The organism is Nocardia sp. NPDC050793, assembly GCF_040654065.1.
Lineage (GTDB): Bacteria > Actinomycetota > Actinomycetes > Mycobacteriales > Mycobacteriaceae > Nocardia.
Window position 1 is genome coordinate 469,303 of the sequence record NZ_JBFAHG010000004.1, and the last position, 20,671, is coordinate 489,973.

Sequence of the window (20,671 nt, forward strand, 5' to 3'; positions counted from 1 at the left end):
GGCTCCGTCCGGACGTCGATTTGGGGCTAGCCTGAGTTATGGACGCTGTCACGGTTGTCCCTACTCCGAGCAACGAGCCGGTGCATACGTACGCGCCGGGGAGTCGCGAGCGCGAGCTGCTGATGGCCGAGCTGGCCGAGATCTCCGCCGAATCCGTCGACGTGCCGCTGGTGATCGGCAGCAAGCATCGGCCCGGTATCGGCGAGCGGCACGAGATCGTCGCACCGCACCGTCATCGGCACGTGTTAGGGACCTACACCGATACCACTCATTCGGAAGCACACGGAGCCATCGAGGCGGCCATCGCGGCCGCGCCGGGATGGCGCAACATGCCCTTCGACGACCGCGCCGCGGTCTTCCTGCGCGCGGCCGACCTGCTGGCCGGACCGTGGCGGGAGAAGCTGGCCGCCGCGACGATGCTCGGCCAGTCCAAGTCGGTGGCGCAGGCCGAGATCGACGCGCCCTGCGAGTTGGTCGATTTCTGGCGATTCAACGTGGCGTTCGCCCGCGACATCCTGGCCCAGCAGCCGCAGTCGAGCCCCGGCGTGTGGAACCGGATGGACTACCGGCCGCTGGAGGGCTTCGTCTACGCGATCACGCCGTTCAACTTCACCGCCATCGCGGGTAACCTGCCGACCGCACCCGCACTGATGGGCAACACGGTGGTGTGGAAGCCATCGCCGACGCAGACGCTCGCCGCGTTCCACACGATGCGGCTGCTGGAGGCGGCGGGCCTGCCGCCCGGCGTGATCAACATGGTCACCGGCGACGGGATCCAGCTCTCGGAGGTGGCGCTCGCCGACCCGCGCCTGGCCGGTATCCACTTCACCGGCTCCACCCGCACCTTCCAGTCGCTGTGGCGGCAGGTCGGCGCGAATATCGGCCGCTACCACGGATATCCGCGGCTGGTGGGGGAGACGGGCGGCAAGGATTTCATCGTCGCCCACCCGTCGGCCGATCCGGATGCCTTGCGCACCGCGCTGATTCGTGGCGCCTACGAGTACCAGGGCCAGAAATGCTCGGCGGCATCTCGTGCCTATATCGCGCGTTCGGTCTGGCGTGCCATCGGCGACGATTTCCTCGCCGCGACCGCCGAGCTCAGTTACGGCGACGTGGCCGATCTGTCGAATTTCGGTGGGGCGCTGATCGATCGGCGTGCCTACGACAAGAACGTCGCGGCCATCGAACGCGCCAGGGACGCGGGCGTCACCATTCCGGTCGGCGGCACTTACGACGACCGCGAAGGCTGGTTCGTCCGGCCGACGGTGCTGCTCTCCGACAACCCGCGCGACGAGTCGTTCACCACCGAGTACTTCGGGCCGATCCTCTCGGTGCACGTCTACGACGACGCCGAACCCGGTTCGTACGCGGCGATTCTGGCCGAGGTGGAATCGGCCGCGCCGTACGCGCTGACCGGCGCGATCTTCGCCGACGATCGCAAGGCCGCCGAACAGGCCGGCGCCGCTTTGCGTTTCGCGGCGGGCAACTTCTACATCAACGACAAGCCCACCGGCGCCGTCGTCGGTCAGCAGCCGTTCGGCGGTGCGCGCGCCTCGGGCACCGACGACAAGGCGGGCTCGCCGCTGAACCTGCTGCGCTGGACGGCGCCGCGCACCATCAAGGAGACATTCGTGCCGCCGGTGCAGCACCGGTACCCGCACATGGACTCGTGAGACCGGCGGCGCCGCCGCGCCGGCCGGAAGAAGGAGGCGTGATGCGTGACATTTTCGAGGACCGATGAACCCGCTGCGTCCGGTGATTCTCGCGGCGGCTGCCTCGCCACGGATGAAGCGCGCGCTCACCGGGACACCGGTCACAGCGGAGATCGTGCGCCGGTTCGTGCCGGGCGAGTCGCGGGCCGAGCTGGCGCCGGTGGTGCGTGCACTGCTCGACAGCGGCAGGTTGATCAGCATTGACTACCTCGGCGAGAACACCACCGACCGGGCCCGCGCCGATGCCACGGTGGCGGAATACCTTTCGCTGATCAACGAACTCGCCGCCGCCGACCGTTCACCGCGGCCGGATGGCGCGCCGGTGCCTGTGGAGGTATCGGTGAAGCTGTCCGCGCTCGGACAGGCACTGCCGGGAGACGGTCCGGCCATCGCCACCGACAACCTGCGCACCGTGTGCACCAAGGCCGCCGAGGCCCGCGTGCTGGTCACGGTGGACGCCGAGGACCACACCACCACCGACGCCACCTTGGCCGCCGTGCGCGAGTTGCGGCCGGAATTCCCTTGGCTCGGTGTGGTTCTCCAGTCGTACCTGCACCGCACCCGCGACGACTGCGCCGAGTTCACCGGTCCCGGCTCGCGAATCCGCTTGTGCAAGGGGGCCTATCGCGAGCCTGCGGCGGTGGCCTACCAGCGGGCCGTCGAGGTGACCGATTCCTACCTGCGCTGCCTGGAGATCCTGATGCACGGCCATGGGTACCCGATGGTGGCCACGCACGACCCGGCGCTCGTCCTGGCCGCCGAGTGGATGGCTGCCGAAGCAGGGCGCGGCACAGGAGAATTCGAGCACCAGATGCTGTACGGGGTGCGCGACGCCGAGCAGCTGCGGCTGGCGCGGGCCGGTCACCCGATGCGGGTCTACGTCCCCTACGGCGACGACTGGTACGGCTACCTCACTCGAAGGCTGGCCGAGCGACCCGCGAATCTGGCGTTCTTCCTGCGCGCGCTGGCCGGCGATCGCGATCAGACCAGCGGCTTGCCGAGCCTGCGCCGCCTGCGCAGATCCCACAGGTAGTAGTTCATCGGAAAGAGCCGCAGTCGCTGGGGAAGCCTGCGGTGCACCGCGCCGATCACGCGGAGCAGCAGACGCAGCGCGTGGTCCTGGCGGGGCGTCCAGCGCATGCCCATCTCGTCCCGCAGGTGCGGTGGCAGCAGCCCGGTGACGATGAAGCGCTGCACCGGCGCGAAGAGGCGCAGCGGCGGCGCGACCATTCGCAGGTCGACGAGGCCGTCGAAGTAGGCGCGGGTGCGGGCGTCGATGGTCTTGGTGGCCAGCTCGGCGTTCCAGTACTCGGCGAAGGCTGCGCGATCGGCGGGCCACAGCTCCGCGCGCATCTGCAAGGTGGTGCCGAGCCGTGCGGCGAACTGGTAGAACGCGTCCGCGCCGGCCGCGTCGAGCGGGCCGTGCATGCGCTCCTCCAGATCGACGATGCCCCAGTACAGGCAGGCTGCCACCCACAGCTGGAGGTTCGGGTCGAAGGCGTTGTACTTCACCGGGCTTTCGGCGCCGGACCGGATGGTGCGATGCGAGGTGTTCACCGCATCGCGATAGGCGGCCCGCTCGTCCTCCGTGCCCATCAGGGCGACCGCGAGATACGTGAGCGTGGTGCGTAGCCGCTTCCACGGGTGCACGGTGACCTTGCCGGACTCGACGGTGCTCTCCAGCACGCCGTAGGCGACGGGCATCAGGCTCAGCTGCATGATCACGTTCGCGGTGCCGCCGAGGAAGGCGGCCATGCCGCTCCAGAACTCCTCGATGTCGAAGTCCTCGGCGGTGCCGTAACGGCTGCCGGGCACCGGCTCGGGCGTCGTTGCACGAAGGGGCGCGGTCATCGTCGTCCTCGTCTTTCCGTTCACCAGAGGTGAAGCGATGAGAAGGTTCTGTGGTCACCTTGTCATCTGAGGGCGGGCGCTGTCAAAGGTCGCGGGCCGCGCCGGGTGAAGGTATGCGATGCTGACGGTGTCATCGTTTCGCCGAGGAGAGGGTGGGAGACATGGCGAGCTTGACGAAATTGCTGCCGCTCGTGCGCAACTCCGGTCCGGAGGACCGCAACCAGGCGCGCGTGCTGGACGCCGCGCTCGTGGCCTTCCTGGATTTCGGCATCAAGCGGACCAGCATGGTCGAGGTGGCCCGGCGCTGCGGCCTGTCATTGGCCACCCTGTACCGGCGCTTCGCCAGCAAATCCGATCTGATCGAGGCGGTCGCGCTGCGCCAGACGCGCGAGTTCATCGATGAGGTGGACGGCGTGCTGCAACGGCAGGTCGACCGGGACGCCGGCGCCGAAGAGCAGATCGTCGCGCTGTTCGTCGCGTTCGTGAACGGCCTGCGCGGCAACCAGCTGGTGCACCGGTTGCTTGCCACCGAACCCGAATTGGTGCTGCCGTTCCTGACCGTGAAGGGCGCGCCGATCATCGAACTCGGGCGCGACTACGTGGCCGAGTTCATCACCCGGCTGCAGGGCGAGGGCAAACTGCCCGCGTACGACCCGGCGCCGCTGGCCGAGATGATCGCGCGCACCGCGGTCTCGCTGGCGCTGACCCCGCAGACCGTCATCCCGTTCGGCGACGACGCCGCCCTGCGCGAGTTCGCCCGCGACCACGTGGTGGTCTCGTTTCGGGTGCGCTGACCGCCGATTGTCCGGGCGCGCGCGCTCAGCGGGGAGCAAACCAGGCGGACACCCCGAGCACGTCGACCACCACTTGCGGCAGCGCGCCGAGCACGTCGCCGGTCTGATCGTCGGCGGTGCCCCAGGTCAATGCCGCCACGGTGAACCCGGTTCCGTAGGAAGCCGAGCCCACTTCGGGCGCACCGAGATCCGACCATCCCCATTTGGTGCCGAGTACGCCGGGCAGACGGGCGGTTCCCCAGTCCTGCGCGGTGCCGTCGGCGGCCGTGTCGCTCGCCGTGGCCATCCAGTGGAAGATCGGTGACGCCGGGTCCTGGAGTTGCTTCGCGTGCAGGAAGTCGGCGACGTCGGCGCTGCTGGTGATCGCGGTGCTCCAGTCGCCCGTTCCTGACCGAGTGGCGGCGAGCCCGTACTCGGCGGCGATGGCGTCGATGGCCTGCGGGTATTTGCCTTCCATGGCGCTGGCCGCGCCGTCGTCGGAGAAGCGGATCATGCGTTCGCCCAGTTCCCGGTCGGTCGCTGAGCCGTCCCCGTGGCGCAGGGCGTAGTCGACGATGAAGAGCTTGGACAGCGAGAGGGCGCCGCGCGATTCGTACTGGTTCGCGGTGCCCCACGACGCGCCGACGCTCGACCGCATGGCGATCGATGTGCGTGACGGTGTTTCCTCGGCGCTTGGCTCGGAGTTTGCGGGTGGTAAGCACAATGCGGTGAATCCCAGGGCGTAGAGCGCTCCTGCGGTCAGTGACGCGACGATCATTCGACGGATCACGATGGCCTCCCGGGGGTCTACCTCCGACATTTGGCCTTATCCAGGAGAAAAAGCGTACGCGGGCACTCGGCCCCGGCGGGGCGGAATGTGGATGCTGTGAGTTAACTGATATCGAGGCGCGCTAGACGAGCGGAAGTCCGAGGCGGCGGCGCAGGCGCAGGTCCCAGAGGAAGGCGTTCACCGGGAAAGTCTTGACGGCCTTGGGCATCCGGCCCTCCACCGCGCCGATGGCGGTGAGCAGCGCGGCCAGGCGCCGGTCGTCGCGCTCGGTCCACGTCATGCCCATCTGCTCGCGCAGGCGTTCGGGTAGCAGACCCGCGGTCACCCAGCGGTGGAACCCGCCGAAGGCGAGCTGAACGGGGCGCGGGAACATGCGCAGGTTCACCAAGTCCCAGAAATAGTCGCGGACCGGTGGATCGATGACGGTCAGCGCCAGGTTCTCCCGCCAGTACCGGTCGAACGCGGCCCGGTCGGCAGGCCACTGGCCGGGGCGCATCTGGAGCGTGGTCCCGAGCCGTTCGGCGTTGCGGTAGAACGCGTCCGCGGTGGCCTCGTCCATCGGGCCGTGCATGCGCTCGTGCAGATCGCGCGCGCCCCAGTACAGGCAGGCCGCCACCCAAAGCTGAAGCTTGGCGTCGAAGGCGTTGTACTTCACCGGGCTGGTGGGACCGGACCGGACGGCGCGGTGCGAGCGATCGATCGCGGCGCGGTAGGCCGCGCGTTCGTCGTCGCTGCCCAGCATGGCCACGGCCAGATAGGTCAGCGTGGTGCGGGTCCGCTTCACCGGGTGCAGCATGATCTTGCCGCTGTCGACGGTGCTCTCCAGCACGCCGTAGCCGACCGGCCGTGCGCTGAGCTGCATGATGACGTTCGCGGCGGCGCCGAAGAAGGCGGCCGATCCGTCGAGGTGGCCGCGGATGTCGAAATCGTCGCCGGTGGCGTTGGGCGCGGATACGCGAAGGGGACTGGTCATCGTCTAGCCCGGTTCTCGTCGTTGAGAAGGATATGCTACGACCTTCTCACCCTCTCGCGGGAGTGTCAACGGTCATACCGCGTCGTCGCCGAGCTGTGACGCGCGGTACGGAGCTGTCGGCGGCCGACGCGCACACAGTAGGTTGAGCGAATGTCGTTCGGTCCACACCTGCTGCTTCGTTCCCTGAATCCGGCCGCGGTCGCTGCGGGCGCGGACATCCCGGACGCGGTCACCATCGACGGCGTCACGCTCTCGCGCAGCGACCTGCTCGGCGCGGCGACCTCGGTGGCCGAGCGCATCGCGCGCGCCGATCGGGTGGCGGTGCTGGCCAGGCCGACCGCGCGCACCGTCCTCGCGGTGGTCGGCTGCCTGATCGCCGGCGTCACTGTGGTGCCGGTGCCGCCGGATTCCGGGCCCGCCGAACTCGCGCACATGCTGGCCGATTCCGGCGCGCAGGCGTGGCTGGGCGATGCTCCGGAAGGCGCCGAACTGCCGGTGGTGCCGGTCCGCATGCACGCCAGGTCGTGGCACACCTATCCCGAACCCGACCCGGCCACACCGGCTTTCGTGCTCTATACCTCGGGAACCACCGGCCCGCCGAAGGGCGTCGTGCTCACTCGCGGCGCGATCGCCGCCGGGCTCGACGCGCTCGCCGATGCATGGGACTGGACCGCGAAAGATATTCTGGTGCACGGGCTTCCGCTGTTCCACGTGCACGGGCTGATCCTCGGCGTGCTCGGCGCGCTTCGGGTGGGCAGTCCGCTGATCCACACCGGGAAGCCGACGCCGCAGGCGTACGCCGCGGCGAACGGCACGCTGTACTTCGGCGTGCCGACCGTCTGGTCGCGCGTCGTCGACGATCCCGAGGCGGCACGGAAACTGGCGAACGCGCGGCTGCTGGTGTCCGGCAGCGCGCCGCTGCCGGTGCCGGTGTTCGAACGGCTGCGCGAGCTCACCGGCCACGCCCCGATCGAGCGATACGGCATGAGCGAAACCATGATCACGCTGTCCACGCGCGCGGACGGCGAACGGCGGCCCGGCTGGGTCGGTACGCCGGTGCGCGGTGTGGAGACCAGGCTGCGGGACGAGACCGGAGCGCCGGTGCCGAACGACGGCGAGAGCATCGGCGGCTTGCAGGTGCGCGGACCGATGCTGTTCGACGGCTACCTGAACCGGCCCGACGCCACCGCGGAGAGCTGGACCGAGGACGGATGGTTCAAGACCGGCGACGTCGCGGCCATCGACGCCGACGGCTTCCACCGCATCGTCGGCCGGGAATCGGTCGACCTGATCAAGTCCGGCGGCTACCGCATCGGTGCGGGCGAGATCGAAACGGCCTTGCTCGGGCATCCCGAGGTCGCCGAGGCGGCGGTGGTCGGCCTGCCCGACTACGACCTCGGGCAGCGCGTTGTCGCCTTCGTCGTGCTGCGCGGCGAGGCGGACGCCGGGATCGAGAAGGAGCTGATCGACCATGTGGCCGAACAGCTTTCGGTGCACAAGCGGCCGCGCGAGGTCCGTGTGGTCGCGGCGCTGCCGCGCAATGCGATGGGCAAAGTGCAGAAGAAGCAGCTCGGCTGAGAAAGCGTGTCCGCCGGGCTTGACCTCGAGTCGACTCGAGGTTCTACCGTCGCAGGCATGACCGCAACGCTGACCTCGGACCAGATCGACTACCTGCGCACCCAGCGCTTGGGCCGCCTCGCCACGGTGCGCAAGGACGGGTCGCCGCAGAACAATCCGGTCGGCTTCCACTACAACACCGAACTCGGCACCATCGACATCGCGGGCTGGAACATGGGCGCCTCCCACAAGTTCCGCAACCTGGCCACCAACGATCGCGTGGCGTTCGTCGTCGACGACATCGTCTCGGTACAGCCGTGGCGGGTGCGCTGCCTGGAGATCCGCGGCACCGCCGAGGCGTTGACCGACGTCGACACCTACATGTCGGGCGTCTCCAGGGAGCTGATCCGCATCCACCCGGAGCGGATCATCGCCTTCGGCATCGTGCCCGATGTCGTGGCCACCGCCTGATCCCAGCCCTAGTCGTTGGCGTGCAGGTCGGCGTTGAGTTCGATGCCGGTGCCCTTGCGCGGGACGACCTCGACCGCGCCGGTCTGCGAGTTGCGGCGGAACAGCAGGTTGTTCTGACCGCTCAGCTGGGCGGCCTTGACGACGGTGCCGTCCGGGGTGGCGACCTTGGTGCCCGCGGTGAGGTAGAGACCGGCCTCGAGCACACAGTCGTCGCCGAGCGGGATGCCGAGGCCCGCGTTGGCGCCGAGCAGGGAACGCTGGCCGATCGAGATGACGGTGGTACCGCCGCCGGAGAGGGTGCCCATGGTGGAGGCGCCGCCGCCGATGTCGGAACCGTCGCCGACCACGACGCCCGCGGAGATCCGGCCCTCGACCATGGAGGCGCCGAGGGTGCCCGCGTTGAAGTTGACGAAGCCTTCGTGCATCACGGTGGTGCCGGAGGCCAGATGCGCGCCGAGCCGGACCCGGTCGGCGTCGCCGATGCGCACGCCGGAGGGCACCACGTAGTCGACCATTCGCGGGAACTTGTCGATGCTGTAGACGGTGACCGGTCCGCGGGCGCGCAGCTTGGCGCGGGTGGCCTCGAAGCCCTCGACGGCGGCCGGGCCGTGGTTGGTCCAGACGACATTGCTGAGCAGGCCGAACTGGCCGTCCAGACTCACCTCGTGCGGCTTCACCAGCCGGTGCGAGAGCAAGTGCAGGCGCAGGTAGACGTCGTGCGCGTCGACCGGGGCGGCGGACAGGTCGGCGATGACGGTCTGCACCGCGACCACGTCGACGCCACGCGCCTCGTCGAAGCCGAGCAGCGCGGCGTATTCGGCGGGCGCCTCGTCCAGGCGCTTGGTGCCGGTCTCGCCGAACTCGCCGAGCTCCGGGTTCGGGTACCAAGTGTCCAGGACGGTTCCGTCCGCGGTCACGTTGGCGATACCGACTGCTGCTGCTCCCTGAATGCTCACGTCATTAGAGGTTACCGACCGATCGCCGCCAGTGGTGCGCCACCTCCGGCCTGCCCGTTCCGCGGGCCACGCGGCGGTTTGCCGAAAGTCGCCCGCGACGCTCCCGGCTCGGCGATGGGCGCGGTGTCCGCCGCCGATCCGCCCCGCTCGTAGGCTGAGGGGCGTGACCATCGACCTGTCTGCCGATCCCATCGCTCTCACCGCCGCGCTCGTCGACATCCCGAGCGTTTCGCTCGACGAGAAGGCGATCGCCGACGTCGTCGAGCGGGCGCTGCGGGAGCAGACCAGCGGCTTCGAGGTGGTGCGGCGCGGGAACGTGGTGCTGGCTCGCACGAACCGCGGGCTGCCCACGCGGGTGATCCTGGCCGGGCACCTGGACACGGTGCCGATCGCGGACAACGTGCCGAGCCGGTTCGACAAGGACGAGGACGGGCAGGAGGTGCTCCACGGGTGCGGCACCGTCGACATGAAGTCGGGTGACGCGGTCTTTCTGCATCTCGCCGCGACGGTCGCCGATCCGGTGCACGACCTGACGCTGATCTTCTACGACGGCGAGGAGATCGCCGAAGAGCACAACGGCCTCGGTCACATCGAGCGCGACCTGCCCGAATGGCTCGACGGCGATCTTGCGATCCTCGGCGAACCCTCGGGCGGCTGGATCGAGGCCGGTTGCCAGGGCACCCTGCGCGCCCGGCTCGCCACCAAGGGCGTGCGCGCGCATTCGGCGCGAGCGTGGATGGGCGACAACGCGATTCACCGGCTGGCCCCGGTCCTGCAACGGTTGGCCGACTACCGGGCGCGGCAGGTCGACATCGATGGGTGCGTCTATCGCGAGGGCCTCTCCGCGACCCGCCTCCTCGCGGGGGTGGCTGGCAACGTCATCCCCGACGCCGCGGAGGCGGAGGTGAATTTCCGCTTCGCCCCCGATCGCACCATCGACCAGGCCGTCGCCCATGTGCGCGAGGTGTTCGACGGTCTGGACCTCACGATCGACGTGGTCGACGCGGCGCCGGGAGCCCTGCCCGGTCTCACCGCGCCCGCCGCCGCCGACCTGATCGCCTCGGTGAACGGTCACGGCGGCGGAGGGGTGCGCGCCAAGTACGGCTGGACCGACGTCTCCCGCTTCGCCGCCCGCGGCATCCCCGCCGTCAACTTCGGCCCCGGCGACCCCAACCTCGCCCACAAGCGCGACGAGCACGTGCCGACCGCCCAGATCACCGCGGTCGCCGCCATGCTGCGCGACTACCTGACCGGTAAGGCCTGACCGCTCGCCCGATCGGGCGCAGCTCTCGGCATGGCGACGGCGCACGTCGTTGGCGATGCCGGGACCGATCACGACGACGGTGCGGCCGTCCTCCTTGCCGTGATGCCATCGCCGCGGTGCGCGTCGCTCGTCGATCCTCGATGCCGCCCTCACCCGGCGAACTGTTCAAATGGTGTGCGGCAGACCCGAATCGATGATGGCCCGTTCCGAGTCGGCCTTGGCGCGGAAGTAGCCGAGCGGCAGGTTCTCCGCGGCGATGACACCGATGTAGACGATGTGCCGCGCACCCGCCGCCGCGTCGACCAGATTGCGGGTTGCTACATCGTCGCCCTTCGGCCCGCCCGCCAGATGCAGGATGGTGTCGACGCCCGCGACGGCCGCCTCGACGCCCTCGCCGCGCAGCAGATCGCCGGTGACGAATTCGATGCCGTCGACGCCCGCGCGGGGCGTGCGGCTGAGCACCCGCAGATCCCGGCCAGCGGCCCGCAGCAGCGGAACGACGTGGTTGCCGAGGGTGCCGGTGCCGCCGGTGACGAGGATGGTCATGATGATCTCCGATCGTCGGAATCGTTGCGCCGGTGTCGTTCCCGGCGTCTCGATCGGATGACAACACCCCCGCCGGGAGTGTGACACCCCGGCACGGCACCGCGAGTGTGCCGGGCGTTCACCGCCTTGCGCCGCCCGCGACGCCTATGGCCCGGTAGCGTGGAATGCATGTCCACCGACGCCGCCGATCACGAGGTCGCCCCTAAGCCGAAGTCGACAGCGAAATTCCGCGGACCGATAATGTTCCGCCGCGACCGCAAACCCGGCGCCGGTACCGCCGACCGGAACCTGTTGGACCAGCGCGGCGACAGCGACTGGGTGCACACCGACCCGTGGCGGGTGCTGCGCATCCAGGCCGAGTTCGTCGAGGGTTTCGGCGCGCTGGCCGAGGTGCCGCGCGCCGTCACGGTCTTCGGTTCCGCCCGCACGCCCGTCGACCATCCCGAATACCAGGCGGGCCTGGCCATCGGCGACGCGCTGGCCAGGGCTGGGTTCGCGGTGATCACCGGCGGCGGCCCCGGCGCGATGGAGGCCGCCAACCGAGGCGCGTGCGAGGCGGGCGGCTACTCGATCGGTCTCGGCATCGAGCTGCCGTTCGAGCAGAGCCTCAACGACTGGGTCGATCTCGGCATCAACTTCCGCTATTTCTTCGTCCGCAAGACGATGTTCGTGAAGTACTCCGAGGCATTCATCTGTCTGCCGGGCGGTTTCGGCACCCTGGACGAGCTGTTCGAGGCGCTCACCCTGGTGCAGACGCGCAAGATCACCCGTTTCCCGATCATCCTGTTCGGCACCGGTTACTGGGCGGGACTGGTGGATTGGCTGCGCGGTTCGTTGCAGGGCTTCGGCAAGATCTCGCCGGGCGACCTGGACCTGATCCACGTCACCGACGACGTGGAGGAGGTCGTCGAGATCATCATGCGGGCGGCCACCGACCGCGCGGGCATCGACACCCTCGGCACGGAGGACCAGTGGTGACCGTGGACCCGGCCGACGTCGCCGTCCCGTACGCCGTCTGCGTCTACTGCTCGGCGAGCACCGCCGACCCCGGCGCACTGGGGCTGGCGGCCCGCGTTGGCACTGAGATCGCCCGGCGCGGATGGCAATTGGTGTCCGGCGGCGGCCACGTCTCGATGATGGGCGCGGTCGCCACCGCGGCAAGAGCGGGCGGCGCCAACACCATCGGCGTCATCCCGAAACACTTGGTACACAAGGAAGTCGCCGACGTCGACGCCGACGAACTGGTGGTCACCGACACCATGCGCCAGCGCAAACAGGTCATGGAGGATCGCGCCGACGCCTTTCTCACGTTGCCCGGCGGGATCGGCACGCTCGAGGAGTTCTTCGAGACCTGGACCGGCGGCTACCTCGGCCAGCACGCCAAACCGGTGGTCGTGCTCGACCCGAACGGCTTCTACGACGGCCTGTTCCGCTGGGTCGACGAACTCTACGAGCGGAAATTCGTCTCCCGGTTCGCCATGCAGCGGATCACCGTGGTCAGCGATCTGCACGCCGCGTTCGCGGCGCTGAAACCCGAACCGACACTTGGCGGCAGCGTCGCGCAAGGCTAGGAAGACCGCCAGTTGAGTACCGGCACACGCGCAACGGTGCGCCTCGTCGACTCGGCCAAATCGCTTCCGGGGATGACGCGCGACGCGCCCGTGCTGGGCAACGCGCGGCATGCTGGTGCGGCCCGGCGACACGGCCTCGGTCGGCCTGTTCTTCCAGCGCACCGCGCATCGTTCGACACCGGTGATCTGGTGCGCGATCGAGGCTGGTGGCACATCGCCTTCGTGGACCGGCTCCGCGATACCTTCCGCTGAAAGGGCGAGAACGTGGCCACCACGGAGGTAGAGAGCGCGCTCGGCGAGCACGAGACCGTCTCGCATGCGGTCCCGGACACCCGGGAGCGCGCCCTACGCGGTCGCGGGCCGCGCCGAGGGGTACGTCCCCGCGTACGACGACTACGCCGCCGACGTCGCGGCGGGCCGCGCGCCGAAGAGCTGAGCCGCTACAGTCGAGAGCATGTTCAGCCCGATTGCCGTGCCGTCCCCCACGCTGTGCGGCAAGCCGGTGGCGACCGATCGGGCGCTCGTGATGGCGATCGTGAACCGGACCCCCGATTCCTTCTACGACCGAGGCGCGACATTCACCGACGCCGCGGCCATGGACGCGGTCGCCCGCGCGGTCGACGAAGGCGCTGATCTCGTCGACATCGGGGGAGTGAAGGCCGGGCCGGGCGCGACGGTCGACGCCGAAGAGGAGACGCGGCGGGTGGTGCCCTTCGTCGCGGCGATCCGCACGGCGTATCCCGACCTGCTGATCAGCGTCGACACCTGGCGCTCGGAGGTCGCGCGTGCCGCGGTGGCCGAGGGCGCCGACCTGATCAACGACACCTGGGCGGGCGCGGACCCGGATCTGGTCGTGGCGGCCGCGGAACTCGGCGTCGGCATCGTGTGCAGCCACACCGGCGGCGCGGTGCCGCGCACCCGGCCGCATCGGGTCAGGTACGACGACGTGGTGAGCGAGGTCACCGAAACGGTCGTCCGGGCCGCCGAGGACGCGCTCGCCGCGGGCGTACGCAAGGATTCGATCCTGATCGATCCCACCCACGATTTCGGCAAGAACACCTATCACGGGCTCGAACTGTTGCGGGGAATCGACGTTCTCGTAAATACCGGATGGCCGGTCTTGATGGCGCTGAGCAACAAGGATTTCATCGGGGAGACTCTTGGTGTCGGTCTCTCCGAACGGTTGGAGGGCACGTTGGCGGCAACAGCGTGGTCCGCCGCCGCGGGCGCCCGAGTCTTCCGCGTCCACGAGGTCGCCGAAACACGGCGCGTCGTGGACATGATCGCCGCGATCCAGGGCATCCGGCCCCCCGCACGAACCCTGCGAGGTCTGGTATGAAAATCCAACACCGCGAGTCCGCCTGGGCAAGCACGAATACCTGGGACAACCCCGAGTGGTCGGTCGACGAGCTGATCGCCGCCAAGGACGGGCGCACCGTGTCGGTGGTGCTGCCCGCGCTGAACGAGGAACACACCGTCGCCGAAGTGGTGGCCAGCATCCGGCCGCTGCTGGGCACGCTTGTCGACGAGCTGGTTGTGCTCGATTCCGGATCCACCGACGCCACCGCCGAACGGGCCCGTGCGGCGGGCGCCGAGGTCATCACCCGCGAGCAGGCGGTGCCGGAGCTGGAGCCGCTGCCCGGCAAGGGCGAGGTGCTGTGGCGCTCGCTCGCGGTCACCGGCGGCGACCTGATCGCGTTCGTCGACTCCGATCTCATCGACCCCGACCCGGCCTTCGTGCCGAAGCTGCTCGGCCCGCTGCTGCTGAACGACGACATGCACCTGGTCAAGGCCTACTACCGACGCCCGCTGCGGCAGGGCGGCACCGTGGACGCGCACGGCGGCGGGCGCGTCACCGAGTTGGTCGCACGTCCGCTGCTCGCCGCGCTGCGCCCGGAACTGTGTTCGGTGCTGCAACCGCTCAGCGGCGAATACGCGGGCACCCGCGAACTGCTCACCTCGGTGCCCTTCGCGCCCGGCTACGGCGTGGAGATCGGCCTGCTTCTGGACACCTACGACCGCGTCGGCCTGTCCGCCATCGGCCAGGTCAACCTGGGCGTGCGCACCCACCGCAACCGTCCTCTCGGCGACCTCGGCGTGATGAGCCGCCAAATCCTCGGCACGGTCCTCGGCCGTAGCGGAGTCGCCGATTCCGGCGCCGCCCTCACTCAATTCCCCTTGATCGGCGACGCCTTCACCGCGCACAGCACGGAAGTCTCCCTGACCGACCGCCCCCCGATGAACACCCTGCGCCCGTCCCAGGTGGCGGCCTAACTCCGCAGACCTTTCACACGCTTCGCAGGGGTTACAACCTCTGCGAAGCGTGTGGAAGGTCTGCGAGGCGCCCGGACTGCTCGCCAGCTCCGGAACGGGCTAGGACTCGCCGCGCCCGTCGGCCGCGCCACCGGCCAGTTCGGCGCTCGTTAACTCCCCATCCTCGCGCGGCTCCGCACATTGCCCGTTTCCCTCGTCGGCCAGCCGGGCCTGGATCGCCGCGACGGTCAGCTGACCCGACGAGTTCGGCTTCCGCAGCACGCCGACCAGAACGCCGATGGTGATGGCGACGAAGACGATCACGCCTACAACGACGATGGTGTTCATCGCGTCCTCCCCGAATGAGCGCTCGTCCCACCATGATTCGTTTCGCGCGTCACGGGTGCCCGGAATGCGCGACTGTCGGACATCGAAGACATGGAGCACTCACCTACTCGAAAGATAGTTATCTACTAGCTATCTAAACATCGAGCGGATATCTGTTACCCGCAGGGCCACGTGACATGCGACACAATGTGGAAATAGTCCGGACATTTCGTGCGAACCGGGCGCGGAACGTGTGTGTGGCAACTCTCAGCTATCGATGCGCTACGTATCAGCGCCGCGGGCGGGTGCCGATGAGGCGTGGATCGGCGTCGTGCCGGTAGACGGGAGTGAGCAGGTCGACGTCGACCGGCTCGCCGCTGGCGCGGTCGTAGCGGACCGCGATGAGTACCGAGAACAGGTGGTTGGCGGCCCGCTCGTGCAGCGTGGCCAAGCGGGTGGCGAGCAGGCGCACCGCGCCGAGCGACCCTGGCGGGTGCAGTCCGTCGATGATCAGGCAGGTGCCGCGGCCGTCGGGGCGGGGGAGGCGGGCCAGATACGCGATGTCGTGCGGTTCGGGGCCGCCCGGCCGGTACACGCGGCGCGCGGCCCTGTCCTCGATGCCGCGGCGCGCGTCGCCCGCCCTCGCCACCGCGCGGCGCAGCCGGGGATCTGCGGCGATGAGCTGACGCACGCTCGGGGACAATTCGGGACCGCCGACCACGATCAGCCCGTCCCGGTTCAGGTCAACCGGTCTGCCGGGCAGGAATCTTTCGATTCCCGCGGCGAACCCGAGTTCGCCCAGCAGCTCGACGAGCCGGTGTGCCGCACCGGGATCCGGCGCGCCGAGCACCCGGCCCGCGCGCACCTCCGGAACGAGCACCGTGAGCGACCCGTGGCCGAAGAACAGCCCTTCCGGCGCCGGGCCCTGGGTGCTCACCTGATGGATACGGGCGCGGGAAAGCCCCGCCGCCGCACCGATTCTGGCGAAGGTCCAGCCCTCGGCGTGAAGTTCCCGGATGACCGCCCTGCGGATCCTGGTGAGTTCGTTGATCGTCTGCTGCGCCGCCGCCACCCCGTCGGTGGCCGCCTTGAGTCTCTCGACCTTGTCCTCGATTGCGAAGACTCGCGCCACGTCATCGGCCGACATGTGCGAAGTTTAGACAGCTCGACAGCCTTACGGGTCTAGTCTGCTTGACATTGCGGACTTCCATACGGCCCAGTCTGTTTCGCCTCGACGGCGTTTCTCGCCGACTCGCCGGGCCGAAGACGCTGCGGCGCATGATCATTGCCGAACGAAGTCCGTCCTCGAATCACGCATGGCCCCGGCGGAAGTGTAGGTGCGCATGACGGATGCTGCCCAACGGATTTCGGCCTCAGCCTACGGACGGCCGGAGCGGCGGCGGGTGCGCACGGTGAGTGCTGTCGAACGGATTTCGTCCCGGATCCGCATGGCCGGAGTGGAGACATACGTTCTGTGGAGCGAAGTCCGTCGACCCCGCACCCGCGGACGCACACTCCACTCAGGTGGCGTCGGAATCGATCGGCGGACGTTCGTTGCGCTCCAACGGCTTTTCCAGTTTCGGCATCCGATAGTCCGGCATGCCGCTGCTCGTGCCGTACAGGTCGTCCTTGGTCGGTACGGCCTTCTCCAGGCTGCGCAGCACCGAATCGTCGCCGTTCAGCAGGTGCTTGGTGACCATCGAGCGCGGCGTCATCCCGCGCAGCTCGTTCAGGTCGGCCAGCGGCTTGCGCAGGTCTTCGAACTCAGGGCCGAGCTCTTCCTTCAGCTGGGCGGTGGCTCCGCTGGCGTAGTCGCGCAGGCGGCGCAGGCTCTCCGTGGTCCAGCGCACGGCGCCGGGCAGACGCTCCGGACCGAGGATGACGAGGGCGGCGACGAGCAGGATCATCATCTCGCTCCAGCCGATGTTGCTGAACACGAATCCAGGCTACCCGTGCATCCGACCAGCGGGTCAGTCGGATTCCAACGTCACAGGCACGTCCACCTGCCTGCCGTCCCGAATCAACTGCACGTTCACCGTCTCACCGATCTCGCGGGACTGCACCGCGACGGTCAGCTCCTCCGGCCCGGTGACCTCCCGATCGCCCACCCGGACGATCACGTCACCCTCGACGATCCCCGCCTTGGCCGCGGGTCCGTTCGCTGCCACGTCGGCCACCGCGGCACCGCTCATCACCTCGTTGGCGACGGTCTTGGTGCGGGCCGAGACGCCGATCACCGGGTGATTCATCTTGCCGTTCTTGATGAGGCTCTGCGCGACCTCGGTCATGGTGTCGACCGGGATGGCGAAGCCGAGGCCGACCGAGCCGCCCGTCTCACTGCGGATCGCGGTGTTGATGCCGATGACCCGCCCGTCCATGTCGACCAGCGCGCCGCCGGAGTTACCCGGGTTGATCGAGGCGTCGGTCTGCACGGCGTCGATCACCGCGTTGGTGTCGCTGCCCTCGCCCGAGAGCTTCACCGGGCGGTGCAGCGCGCTGACGATGCCGGAGGTGACGGTCTTGCTCAGGCCGAGCGGCGAGCCGACGGCCAGCACGTCGTCGCCCACCTGCACGTCGCCGGACTTGCCGAGGAGGGCCACCGTGAGATTCTTCACGTCGACCTTGAGGACCGCGAGGTCGGTCTTGGGATCGCGGCCGACGATGTTCGCGGGCACCCGGCTGCCGTCGGAGAAGGTGACCTGGATGGCGGCCCGGTTGCTCTTGTCCTGGGCGGCCATCGAGATGACGTGGTTGTTGGTCACCACGTAGCCCGCGCCGTCGATCACCACGCCCGAGCCGGTGGCGCCGTTGTCGCCGACGGTGACCCGGATGGAGACCACCGAGGGCAGCACCGCGTTGGCGACCTCGGCGATCAGACCGTGCGGGCGCTCGACGCCGTCGGTCTGTTCCAAGGTGACCTTGCGCGAGGTGAGGTTGGTGGTCTGCTCGGCGGTGAGCCTGCCGACCAGGCCGCCGAGCACCCCGATGCCGAGCGCGATCGCGGCGAGCAGGGCCAGCGCCTTGGGCGCGATCCTTGACCCGAAGAGCACCTCGCGCGCGCTCAGCTTGCGCGACTGGGGCAGCGGCTCCGGCTGCGGCGTCGGCACCGCGGGCGCGCCGAGGCGGGCTCCGGTGGTCGGATCGCGCCAGGGGTCCGCCGGGCCGGCGGGCGCGGCGGCGGCCTCGGCCGCGTCGGGATCGCGCTGGAGCAGTTCGTCGGAGCCTTCGGGCCTGCCGAACGCTTCGGCGAGCACCGCGTCGGGCGGCCGGTTGTGCAGTTCGGGGCCGAGCGGGGGCGCGCCCGCACCGGCGCGCGGCGGGGTGTAGTCGGCGAACGAGCCGGAGATGCCCGACGGGCGGCGGAAGGCGCGGGCGGTGTGCGTGTCGACGTGGGGTCTGACGACCGGCCGCGGCCCGAGCACGGGCGCGTCCGACGGCCTCAGGTTCCCCCTGTTGGCCGCCGAATCGGAGGTGTCACTGGCGGTGGGCCGTGCGTCCGGCACAGGTCCGGTGTTCGTCGATTCGGTGGTCACGCGCCAAACTCTACTTGCGCCACCAGGTTGTCCACCGGGTCGCGGTGAACGAATCCGGCAGAAAACCGAAAACTGCCTCGTTACGGGCGTTCCCGGACGGCCGGCCCGGATTGTTCGACGCACCGCCGGGCAGTTCCGCGAGCGGGATACGGGTCAGGCTGTCGTGCAAGCCGGTGGGGATGGAGATGGGGCCGGACTGGCGCAGCGCGATCCGCGCCTGCTGCTGCGCGTCCACCTCGGCCGCGCACTCGGGACAGACCGAAAGATGCTGGGCGGCACGCAGATACGCGTTCATCCGCAGCTCGCCGTCGACGTAGGCGACGACCGCCTCGCTGGCCAGGTGTTCGGTGGGCGCGAAGCGCGGTGACCTGCCTGGCGTCCGGCGTTCCGCCCCGTTCGCGGGACGACCGGACGTGCTGGACTCGCCACTCATGCGGTGCTCACCCTTCCAACGACATCCTCTGGCCCGGGCGTCGCCGGTGCCCGGCGAATCACCCGATGTTCGCGTCAGCGGCGAACCGCTGCTGAGATCCATTATGCGCAAGGTGCTCGCGCAGTGCCTGACGGCCGCGGTGGATCCGGCTGCGCACGGTGCCCAGCTTCACGCCGAGCGTAGCGCCGATCTCCTCGTACGACAGACCCTCGATGTCACACAGCACGACGGCGGCGCGGAACTCCGGCGCCAGCGCGTCGAGGGCGGATTGCAGGTCGGGATCGAGGCGCGCGTCGTGATAGGCCTGCTCGGGACCGGGGCCATCGGCGGGCACGCGGTCGTAGTCCTCCGGCAGCGCTTCCATGCGGATGCGATTGCGACGGCGCACCATGTCCAGGAACAGGTTGGTCGTGATGCGGTGCAGCCAGCCCTCGAAGGTGCCCGGCTGGTAGTTCGACAGCGACCGGAAGACGCGGATGAAGGTCTCCTGGGTGAGATCGTCGGCGTCCTGCGCATCACCGGACAGGCGGTAGGCCAGCCGGTAGACCCGGTCGGCGTGTTCGCGGACCAGCTCGTCCCAGGACGGCATCACCGAGCGATCACCGGTCGCGTCGAACGCGGCCGTTCCGGTCAGTTCGGCATCGAGGTCCTCGGCCTGCTCGGCCTCGAACGGCATGATGTGGTCGGGGAGGGTGGCGTACTCGGAGTGCCCATGCGGAGCCGCAAACGAACCTTTGACCATGTGGATGGGGCTACCTCCTACTCGGGACCGTAAACTCGGGACTCCCGTTTCGGTCCGGGTCACGAACCGTCGCGTACGGAATACAACCGACTACCTGTATGTCGTTGTTCCCGCGTCCCGCGTATCGCGGTCGGCTGGTCTTGCGTGCCCTTACTCTTTCCTGTCCCGATATGGCGGGGATATGGAGATCCTGAGGGACACCTGAGAAAACCGATCCCTGCAGAAAGCGTGTTGTCGGAACGCCGAGACAACGGCCCCCGCATTAGCCTCTTAGGCGTGGCATCGAACCTGGAGCGAAATCTCTCCTACGTGGAAGAATCCGTCGTGGAGGACGAGATCCTCGTCAGCGCGCGCGAACGGGCCACCGAGCTGGGCGCGGCACCGGTGCCGCCGTCGGTCGGGGCCCTGCTGAGCATGTACGCCCAGCTGCTCGGTGCGCGCGCGGTCGTCGAGGTCGGGACCGGCGCGGGCATCAGCGGACTGTGGCTGCTCGACGGCATGCGCGAGGACGGCACGCTGACCACGATCGATTCCGAGCCGGAGCATCAGCGCGCGGCCAAGGACGCCTTCCGCGCCGCCGACATCCCGCCCGCGCGGACCAGGCTGATCAACGGGCGCGCGCTCGACGTGCTACCCCGCCTCGCTGACGGCGCCTACGATCTGGTCTTCATCGATGCCGCGCCGCTCGAGCATCCGCAGTACGTCGCCCAGGCGGTGCGGCTGCTGCGCGACGGCGGCGCCATCATCCTGCACAACGCGCTGCTCGGCGGCCGCGTCCCCGATCCGAGCCAGCGCGATCCGGCCACCCAGGCGGTGCGCGCGGCCACTCGCGCCATCGCGGAGGATCCGGAACTCACCTGTGTGCTGATTCCCGTCGGCGACGGATTGCTCTGCGCCTCACGCGGATAGCGCACTCGCG

At 69.3% G+C, this 20,671-nt stretch carries 23 protein-coding genes; 12 read left to right on the top strand and 11 right to left on the bottom strand.

Annotation, left to right across the window (positions count from 1 at the left end):
• The first annotated feature begins 38 nt into the window (after positions 1–38).
• Together pruA and AB0H50_RS16810 are read left to right on the top strand one after the other, a co-directional pair.
• Positions 39–1,673: an L-glutamate gamma-semialdehyde dehydrogenase gene (gene pruA, locus AB0H50_RS16805; RefSeq protein WP_357452751.1), complete on the top strand. Its 1,635-nt coding sequence runs from the start codon at positions 39–41 to the stop codon at positions 1,671–1,673.
• Between the two features lie 64 nt (positions 1,674–1,737).
• Positions 1,738–2,745, top strand: coding sequence for a proline dehydrogenase family protein (locus tag AB0H50_RS16810; protein ID WP_357452754.1), 1,008 nt, complete (start codon positions 1,738–1,740; stop codon positions 2,743–2,745).
• Here the strand turns inward: AB0H50_RS16810 and AB0H50_RS16815 are convergent.
• On the bottom strand, positions 2,694–3,563 hold the full coding sequence (locus tag AB0H50_RS16815; protein ID WP_357452757.1) for an oxygenase MpaB family protein: 870 nt from the start codon (positions 3,561–3,563) through the stop codon (positions 2,694–2,696). The genes AB0H50_RS16810 and AB0H50_RS16815 overlap by 52 nt on opposite strands.
• Before the next feature lie 161 nt (positions 3,564–3,724).
• On the opposite strand from AB0H50_RS16815, the gene AB0H50_RS16820 reads away from it, so the two are divergent.
• Positions 3,725–4,357 (top strand): TetR/AcrR family transcriptional regulator, encoded by a 633-nt coding sequence (locus AB0H50_RS16820; RefSeq protein WP_068060218.1) that lies wholly within the window; start codon positions 3,725–3,727, stop codon positions 4,355–4,357.
• Positions 4,358–4,382: 25 nt separating this feature from the next.
• Here the strand turns inward: AB0H50_RS16820 and AB0H50_RS16825 are convergent, their stop codons facing one another.
• Both AB0H50_RS16825 and AB0H50_RS16830 read right to left on the bottom strand, forming a co-directional pair.
• Positions 4,383–4,994 (bottom strand): hypothetical protein, encoded by a 612-nt coding sequence (locus tag AB0H50_RS16825; protein WP_357452761.1) that lies wholly within the window; start codon positions 4,992–4,994, stop codon positions 4,383–4,385.
• Positions 4,995–5,247: 253 nt separating this feature from the next.
• On the bottom strand, positions 5,248–6,099 hold the full coding sequence (locus tag AB0H50_RS16830; RefSeq protein ID WP_357452764.1) for an oxygenase MpaB family protein: 852 nt from the start codon (positions 6,097–6,099) through the stop codon (positions 5,248–5,250).
• A gap of 150 nt (positions 6,100–6,249) precedes the next feature.
• Here AB0H50_RS16830 and AB0H50_RS16835 point away from each other — a divergent pair, with 150 nt between their 5' ends.
• Both AB0H50_RS16835 and AB0H50_RS16840 read left to right on the top strand, forming a co-directional pair.
• Entirely contained in the window at positions 6,250–7,677 is a 1,428-nt protein-coding gene (locus AB0H50_RS16835) for an acyl-CoA synthetase (RefSeq protein WP_357452767.1), read from the top strand.
• A gap of 57 nt (positions 7,678–7,734) precedes the next feature.
• Entirely contained in the window at positions 7,735–8,127 is a 393-nt protein-coding gene (locus tag AB0H50_RS16840; protein ID WP_357452770.1) for a PPOX class F420-dependent oxidoreductase, read from the top strand.
• Between the two features lie 8 nt (positions 8,128–8,135).
• Here the strand turns inward: AB0H50_RS16840 and dapD are convergent, their stop codons facing one another.
• Positions 8,136–9,083 carry a 2,3,4,5-tetrahydropyridine-2,6-dicarboxylate N-succinyltransferase gene (gene dapD, locus AB0H50_RS16845; protein WP_357452773.1) on the bottom strand — a complete coding sequence of 316 codons (948 nt, stop codon included), beginning with the start codon at positions 9,081–9,083 and terminating at the stop codon, positions 8,136–8,138.
• A gap of 163 nt (positions 9,084–9,246) precedes the next feature.
• Between dapD and dapE the strand changes: the two genes are divergently transcribed.
• The gene (gene dapE / locus AB0H50_RS16850) at positions 9,247–10,347 is read left to right on the top strand and encodes a succinyl-diaminopimelate desuccinylase (RefSeq protein WP_357452776.1); all 1,101 of its coding nucleotides are present in this window, start codon (positions 9,247–9,249) and stop codon (positions 10,345–10,347) included.
• Positions 10,348–10,512: 165 nt separating this feature from the next.
• Here dapE and AB0H50_RS16855 read toward each other — a convergent pair whose 3' ends face one another.
• On the bottom strand, positions 10,513–10,893 hold the full coding sequence (locus AB0H50_RS16855; RefSeq protein ID WP_357452779.1) for an NAD(P)H-binding protein: 381 nt from the start codon (positions 10,891–10,893) through the stop codon (positions 10,513–10,515).
• Positions 10,894–11,061: 168 nt separating this feature from the next.
• Here AB0H50_RS16855 and AB0H50_RS16860 point away from each other — a divergent pair, with 168 nt between their 5' ends.
• The 5 genes from AB0H50_RS16860 (at position 11,062) to AB0H50_RS16880 (ending at position 14,738) form a co-directional block, all read left to right on the top strand.
• Entirely contained in the window at positions 11,062–11,871 is an 810-nt protein-coding gene (locus tag AB0H50_RS16860) for a TIGR00730 family Rossman fold protein (protein WP_357452782.1), read from the top strand.
• On the top strand, positions 11,868–12,464 hold the full coding sequence (locus tag AB0H50_RS16865; RefSeq protein WP_357452785.1) for a TIGR00730 family Rossman fold protein: 597 nt from the start codon (positions 11,868–11,870) through the stop codon (positions 12,462–12,464). The genes AB0H50_RS16860 and AB0H50_RS16865 overlap by 4 nt, the downstream gene beginning before the upstream one ends.
• 72 nt (positions 12,465–12,536) lie before the next feature.
• Complete coding sequence (locus tag AB0H50_RS16870; RefSeq protein ID WP_357453527.1) at positions 12,537–12,716, top strand: hypothetical protein; 180 nt, start codon at positions 12,537–12,539, stop codon at positions 12,714–12,716.
• A gap of 202 nt (positions 12,717–12,918) precedes the next feature.
• The gene (gene folP, locus AB0H50_RS16875; RefSeq protein ID WP_357452788.1) at positions 12,919–13,803 is read left to right on the top strand and encodes a dihydropteroate synthase; all 885 of its coding nucleotides are present in this window, start codon (positions 12,919–12,921) and stop codon (positions 13,801–13,803) included.
• The gene (locus AB0H50_RS16880) at positions 13,800–14,738 is read left to right on the top strand and encodes a glucosyl-3-phosphoglycerate synthase (RefSeq protein ID WP_357452791.1); all 939 of its coding nucleotides are present in this window, start codon (positions 13,800–13,802) and stop codon (positions 14,736–14,738) included. Before folP ends, AB0H50_RS16880 begins: the two co-directional genes overlap by 4 nt.
• A gap of 99 nt (positions 14,739–14,837) precedes the next feature.
• On the opposite strand, the gene AB0H50_RS16885 is transcribed toward AB0H50_RS16880, so the two are convergent.
• The 6 genes from AB0H50_RS16885 to sigE all read right to left on the bottom strand — a co-directional run bounded on the left by AB0H50_RS16885 (position 14,838) and on the right by sigE (position 19,686).
• A complete protein-coding gene (locus AB0H50_RS16885; protein ID WP_357452794.1) occupies positions 14,838–15,065 on the bottom strand; it encodes a hypothetical protein in 228 nt (75 codons plus the stop codon).
• A gap of 268 nt (positions 15,066–15,333) precedes the next feature.
• Entirely contained in the window at positions 15,334–16,191 is an 858-nt protein-coding gene (locus AB0H50_RS16890) for a hypothetical protein (RefSeq protein ID WP_357452797.1), read from the bottom strand.
• Positions 16,192–16,564: 373 nt separating this feature from the next.
• Entirely contained in the window at positions 16,565–16,981 is a 417-nt protein-coding gene (tatB, locus tag AB0H50_RS16895; RefSeq protein ID WP_357452800.1) for a Sec-independent protein translocase protein TatB, read from the bottom strand.
• Positions 16,982–17,014: 33 nt separating this feature from the next.
• On the bottom strand, positions 17,015–18,577 hold the full coding sequence (locus AB0H50_RS16900; protein ID WP_357452803.1) for a trypsin-like peptidase domain-containing protein: 1,563 nt from the start codon (positions 18,575–18,577) through the stop codon (positions 17,015–17,017).
• A 10-nt stretch (positions 18,578–18,587) separates the two neighbouring features.
• Positions 18,588–19,010: a hypothetical protein gene (locus AB0H50_RS16905; RefSeq protein WP_357452806.1), complete on the bottom strand. Its 423-nt coding sequence runs from the start codon at positions 19,008–19,010 to the stop codon at positions 18,588–18,590.
• 58 nt (positions 19,011–19,068) lie between these two features.
• Positions 19,069–19,686: an RNA polymerase sigma factor SigE gene (gene sigE / locus AB0H50_RS16910; RefSeq protein ID WP_357453452.1), complete on the bottom strand. Its 618-nt coding sequence runs from the start codon at positions 19,684–19,686 to the stop codon at positions 19,069–19,071.
• Positions 19,687–20,028: 342 nt separating this feature from the next.
• On the opposite strand from sigE, the gene AB0H50_RS16915 reads away from it, so the two are divergent.
• Entirely contained in the window at positions 20,029–20,661 is a 633-nt protein-coding gene (locus AB0H50_RS16915; protein ID WP_067845300.1) for an O-methyltransferase, read from the top strand.
• The last annotated feature ends 10 nt before the right edge of the window (positions 20,662–20,671 follow it).

Excerpts from the sequence above, each read along its gene's own strand:
- pruA (WP_357452751.1), top strand. The coding sequence starts at position 39 with ATGGACGCTGTCACGGTTGTCCCTACTCCGAGCAACGAGCCGGTGCAT.
- AB0H50_RS16810 (WP_357452754.1), top strand. The coding sequence starts at position 1,738 with ATGAACCCGCTGCGTCCGGTGATTCTCGCGGCGGCTGCCTCGCCACGG.
- AB0H50_RS16815 (WP_357452757.1), bottom strand. The coding sequence starts at position 3,563 with ATGACCGCGCCCCTTCGTGCAACGACGCCCGAGCCGGTGCCCGGCAGC.
- AB0H50_RS16820 (WP_068060218.1), top strand. The coding sequence starts at position 3,725 with ATGGCGAGCTTGACGAAATTGCTGCCGCTCGTGCGCAACTCCGGTCCG.
- AB0H50_RS16825 (WP_357452761.1), bottom strand. The coding sequence starts at position 4,994 with ATGCGGTCGAGCGTCGGCGCGTCGTGGGGCACCGCGAACCAGTACGAA.
- AB0H50_RS16830 (WP_357452764.1), bottom strand. The coding sequence starts at position 6,099 with ATGACCAGTCCCCTTCGCGTATCCGCGCCCAACGCCACCGGCGACGAT.
- AB0H50_RS16835 (WP_357452767.1), top strand. The coding sequence starts at position 6,250 with ATGTCGTTCGGTCCACACCTGCTGCTTCGTTCCCTGAATCCGGCCGCG.
- AB0H50_RS16840 (WP_357452770.1), top strand. The coding sequence starts at position 7,735 with ATGACCGCAACGCTGACCTCGGACCAGATCGACTACCTGCGCACCCAG.
- AB0H50_RS16855 (WP_357452779.1), bottom strand. The coding sequence starts at position 10,893 with ATGACCATCCTCGTCACCGGCGGCACCGGCACCCTCGGCAACCACGTC.
- AB0H50_RS16860 (WP_357452782.1), top strand. The coding sequence starts at position 11,062 with ATGTCCACCGACGCCGCCGATCACGAGGTCGCCCCTAAGCCGAAGTCG.
- AB0H50_RS16870 (WP_357453527.1), top strand. The coding sequence starts at position 12,537 with ATGACGCGCGACGCGCCCGTGCTGGGCAACGCGCGGCATGCTGGTGCG.
- folP (WP_357452788.1), top strand. The coding sequence starts at position 12,919 with ATGTTCAGCCCGATTGCCGTGCCGTCCCCCACGCTGTGCGGCAAGCCG.
- AB0H50_RS16880 (WP_357452791.1), top strand. The coding sequence starts at position 13,800 with ATGAAAATCCAACACCGCGAGTCCGCCTGGGCAAGCACGAATACCTGG.
- AB0H50_RS16885 (WP_357452794.1), bottom strand. The coding sequence starts at position 15,065 with ATGAACACCATCGTCGTTGTAGGCGTGATCGTCTTCGTCGCCATCACC.
- AB0H50_RS16890 (WP_357452797.1), bottom strand. The coding sequence starts at position 16,191 with ATGTCGGCCGATGACGTGGCGCGAGTCTTCGCAATCGAGGACAAGGTC.
- AB0H50_RS16905 (WP_357452806.1), bottom strand. The coding sequence starts at position 19,010 with ATGAGTGGCGAGTCCAGCACGTCCGGTCGTCCCGCGAACGGGGCGGAA.
- sigE (WP_357453452.1), bottom strand. The coding sequence starts at position 19,686 with ATGCCGTTCGAGGCCGAGCAGGCCGAGGACCTCGATGCCGAACTGACC.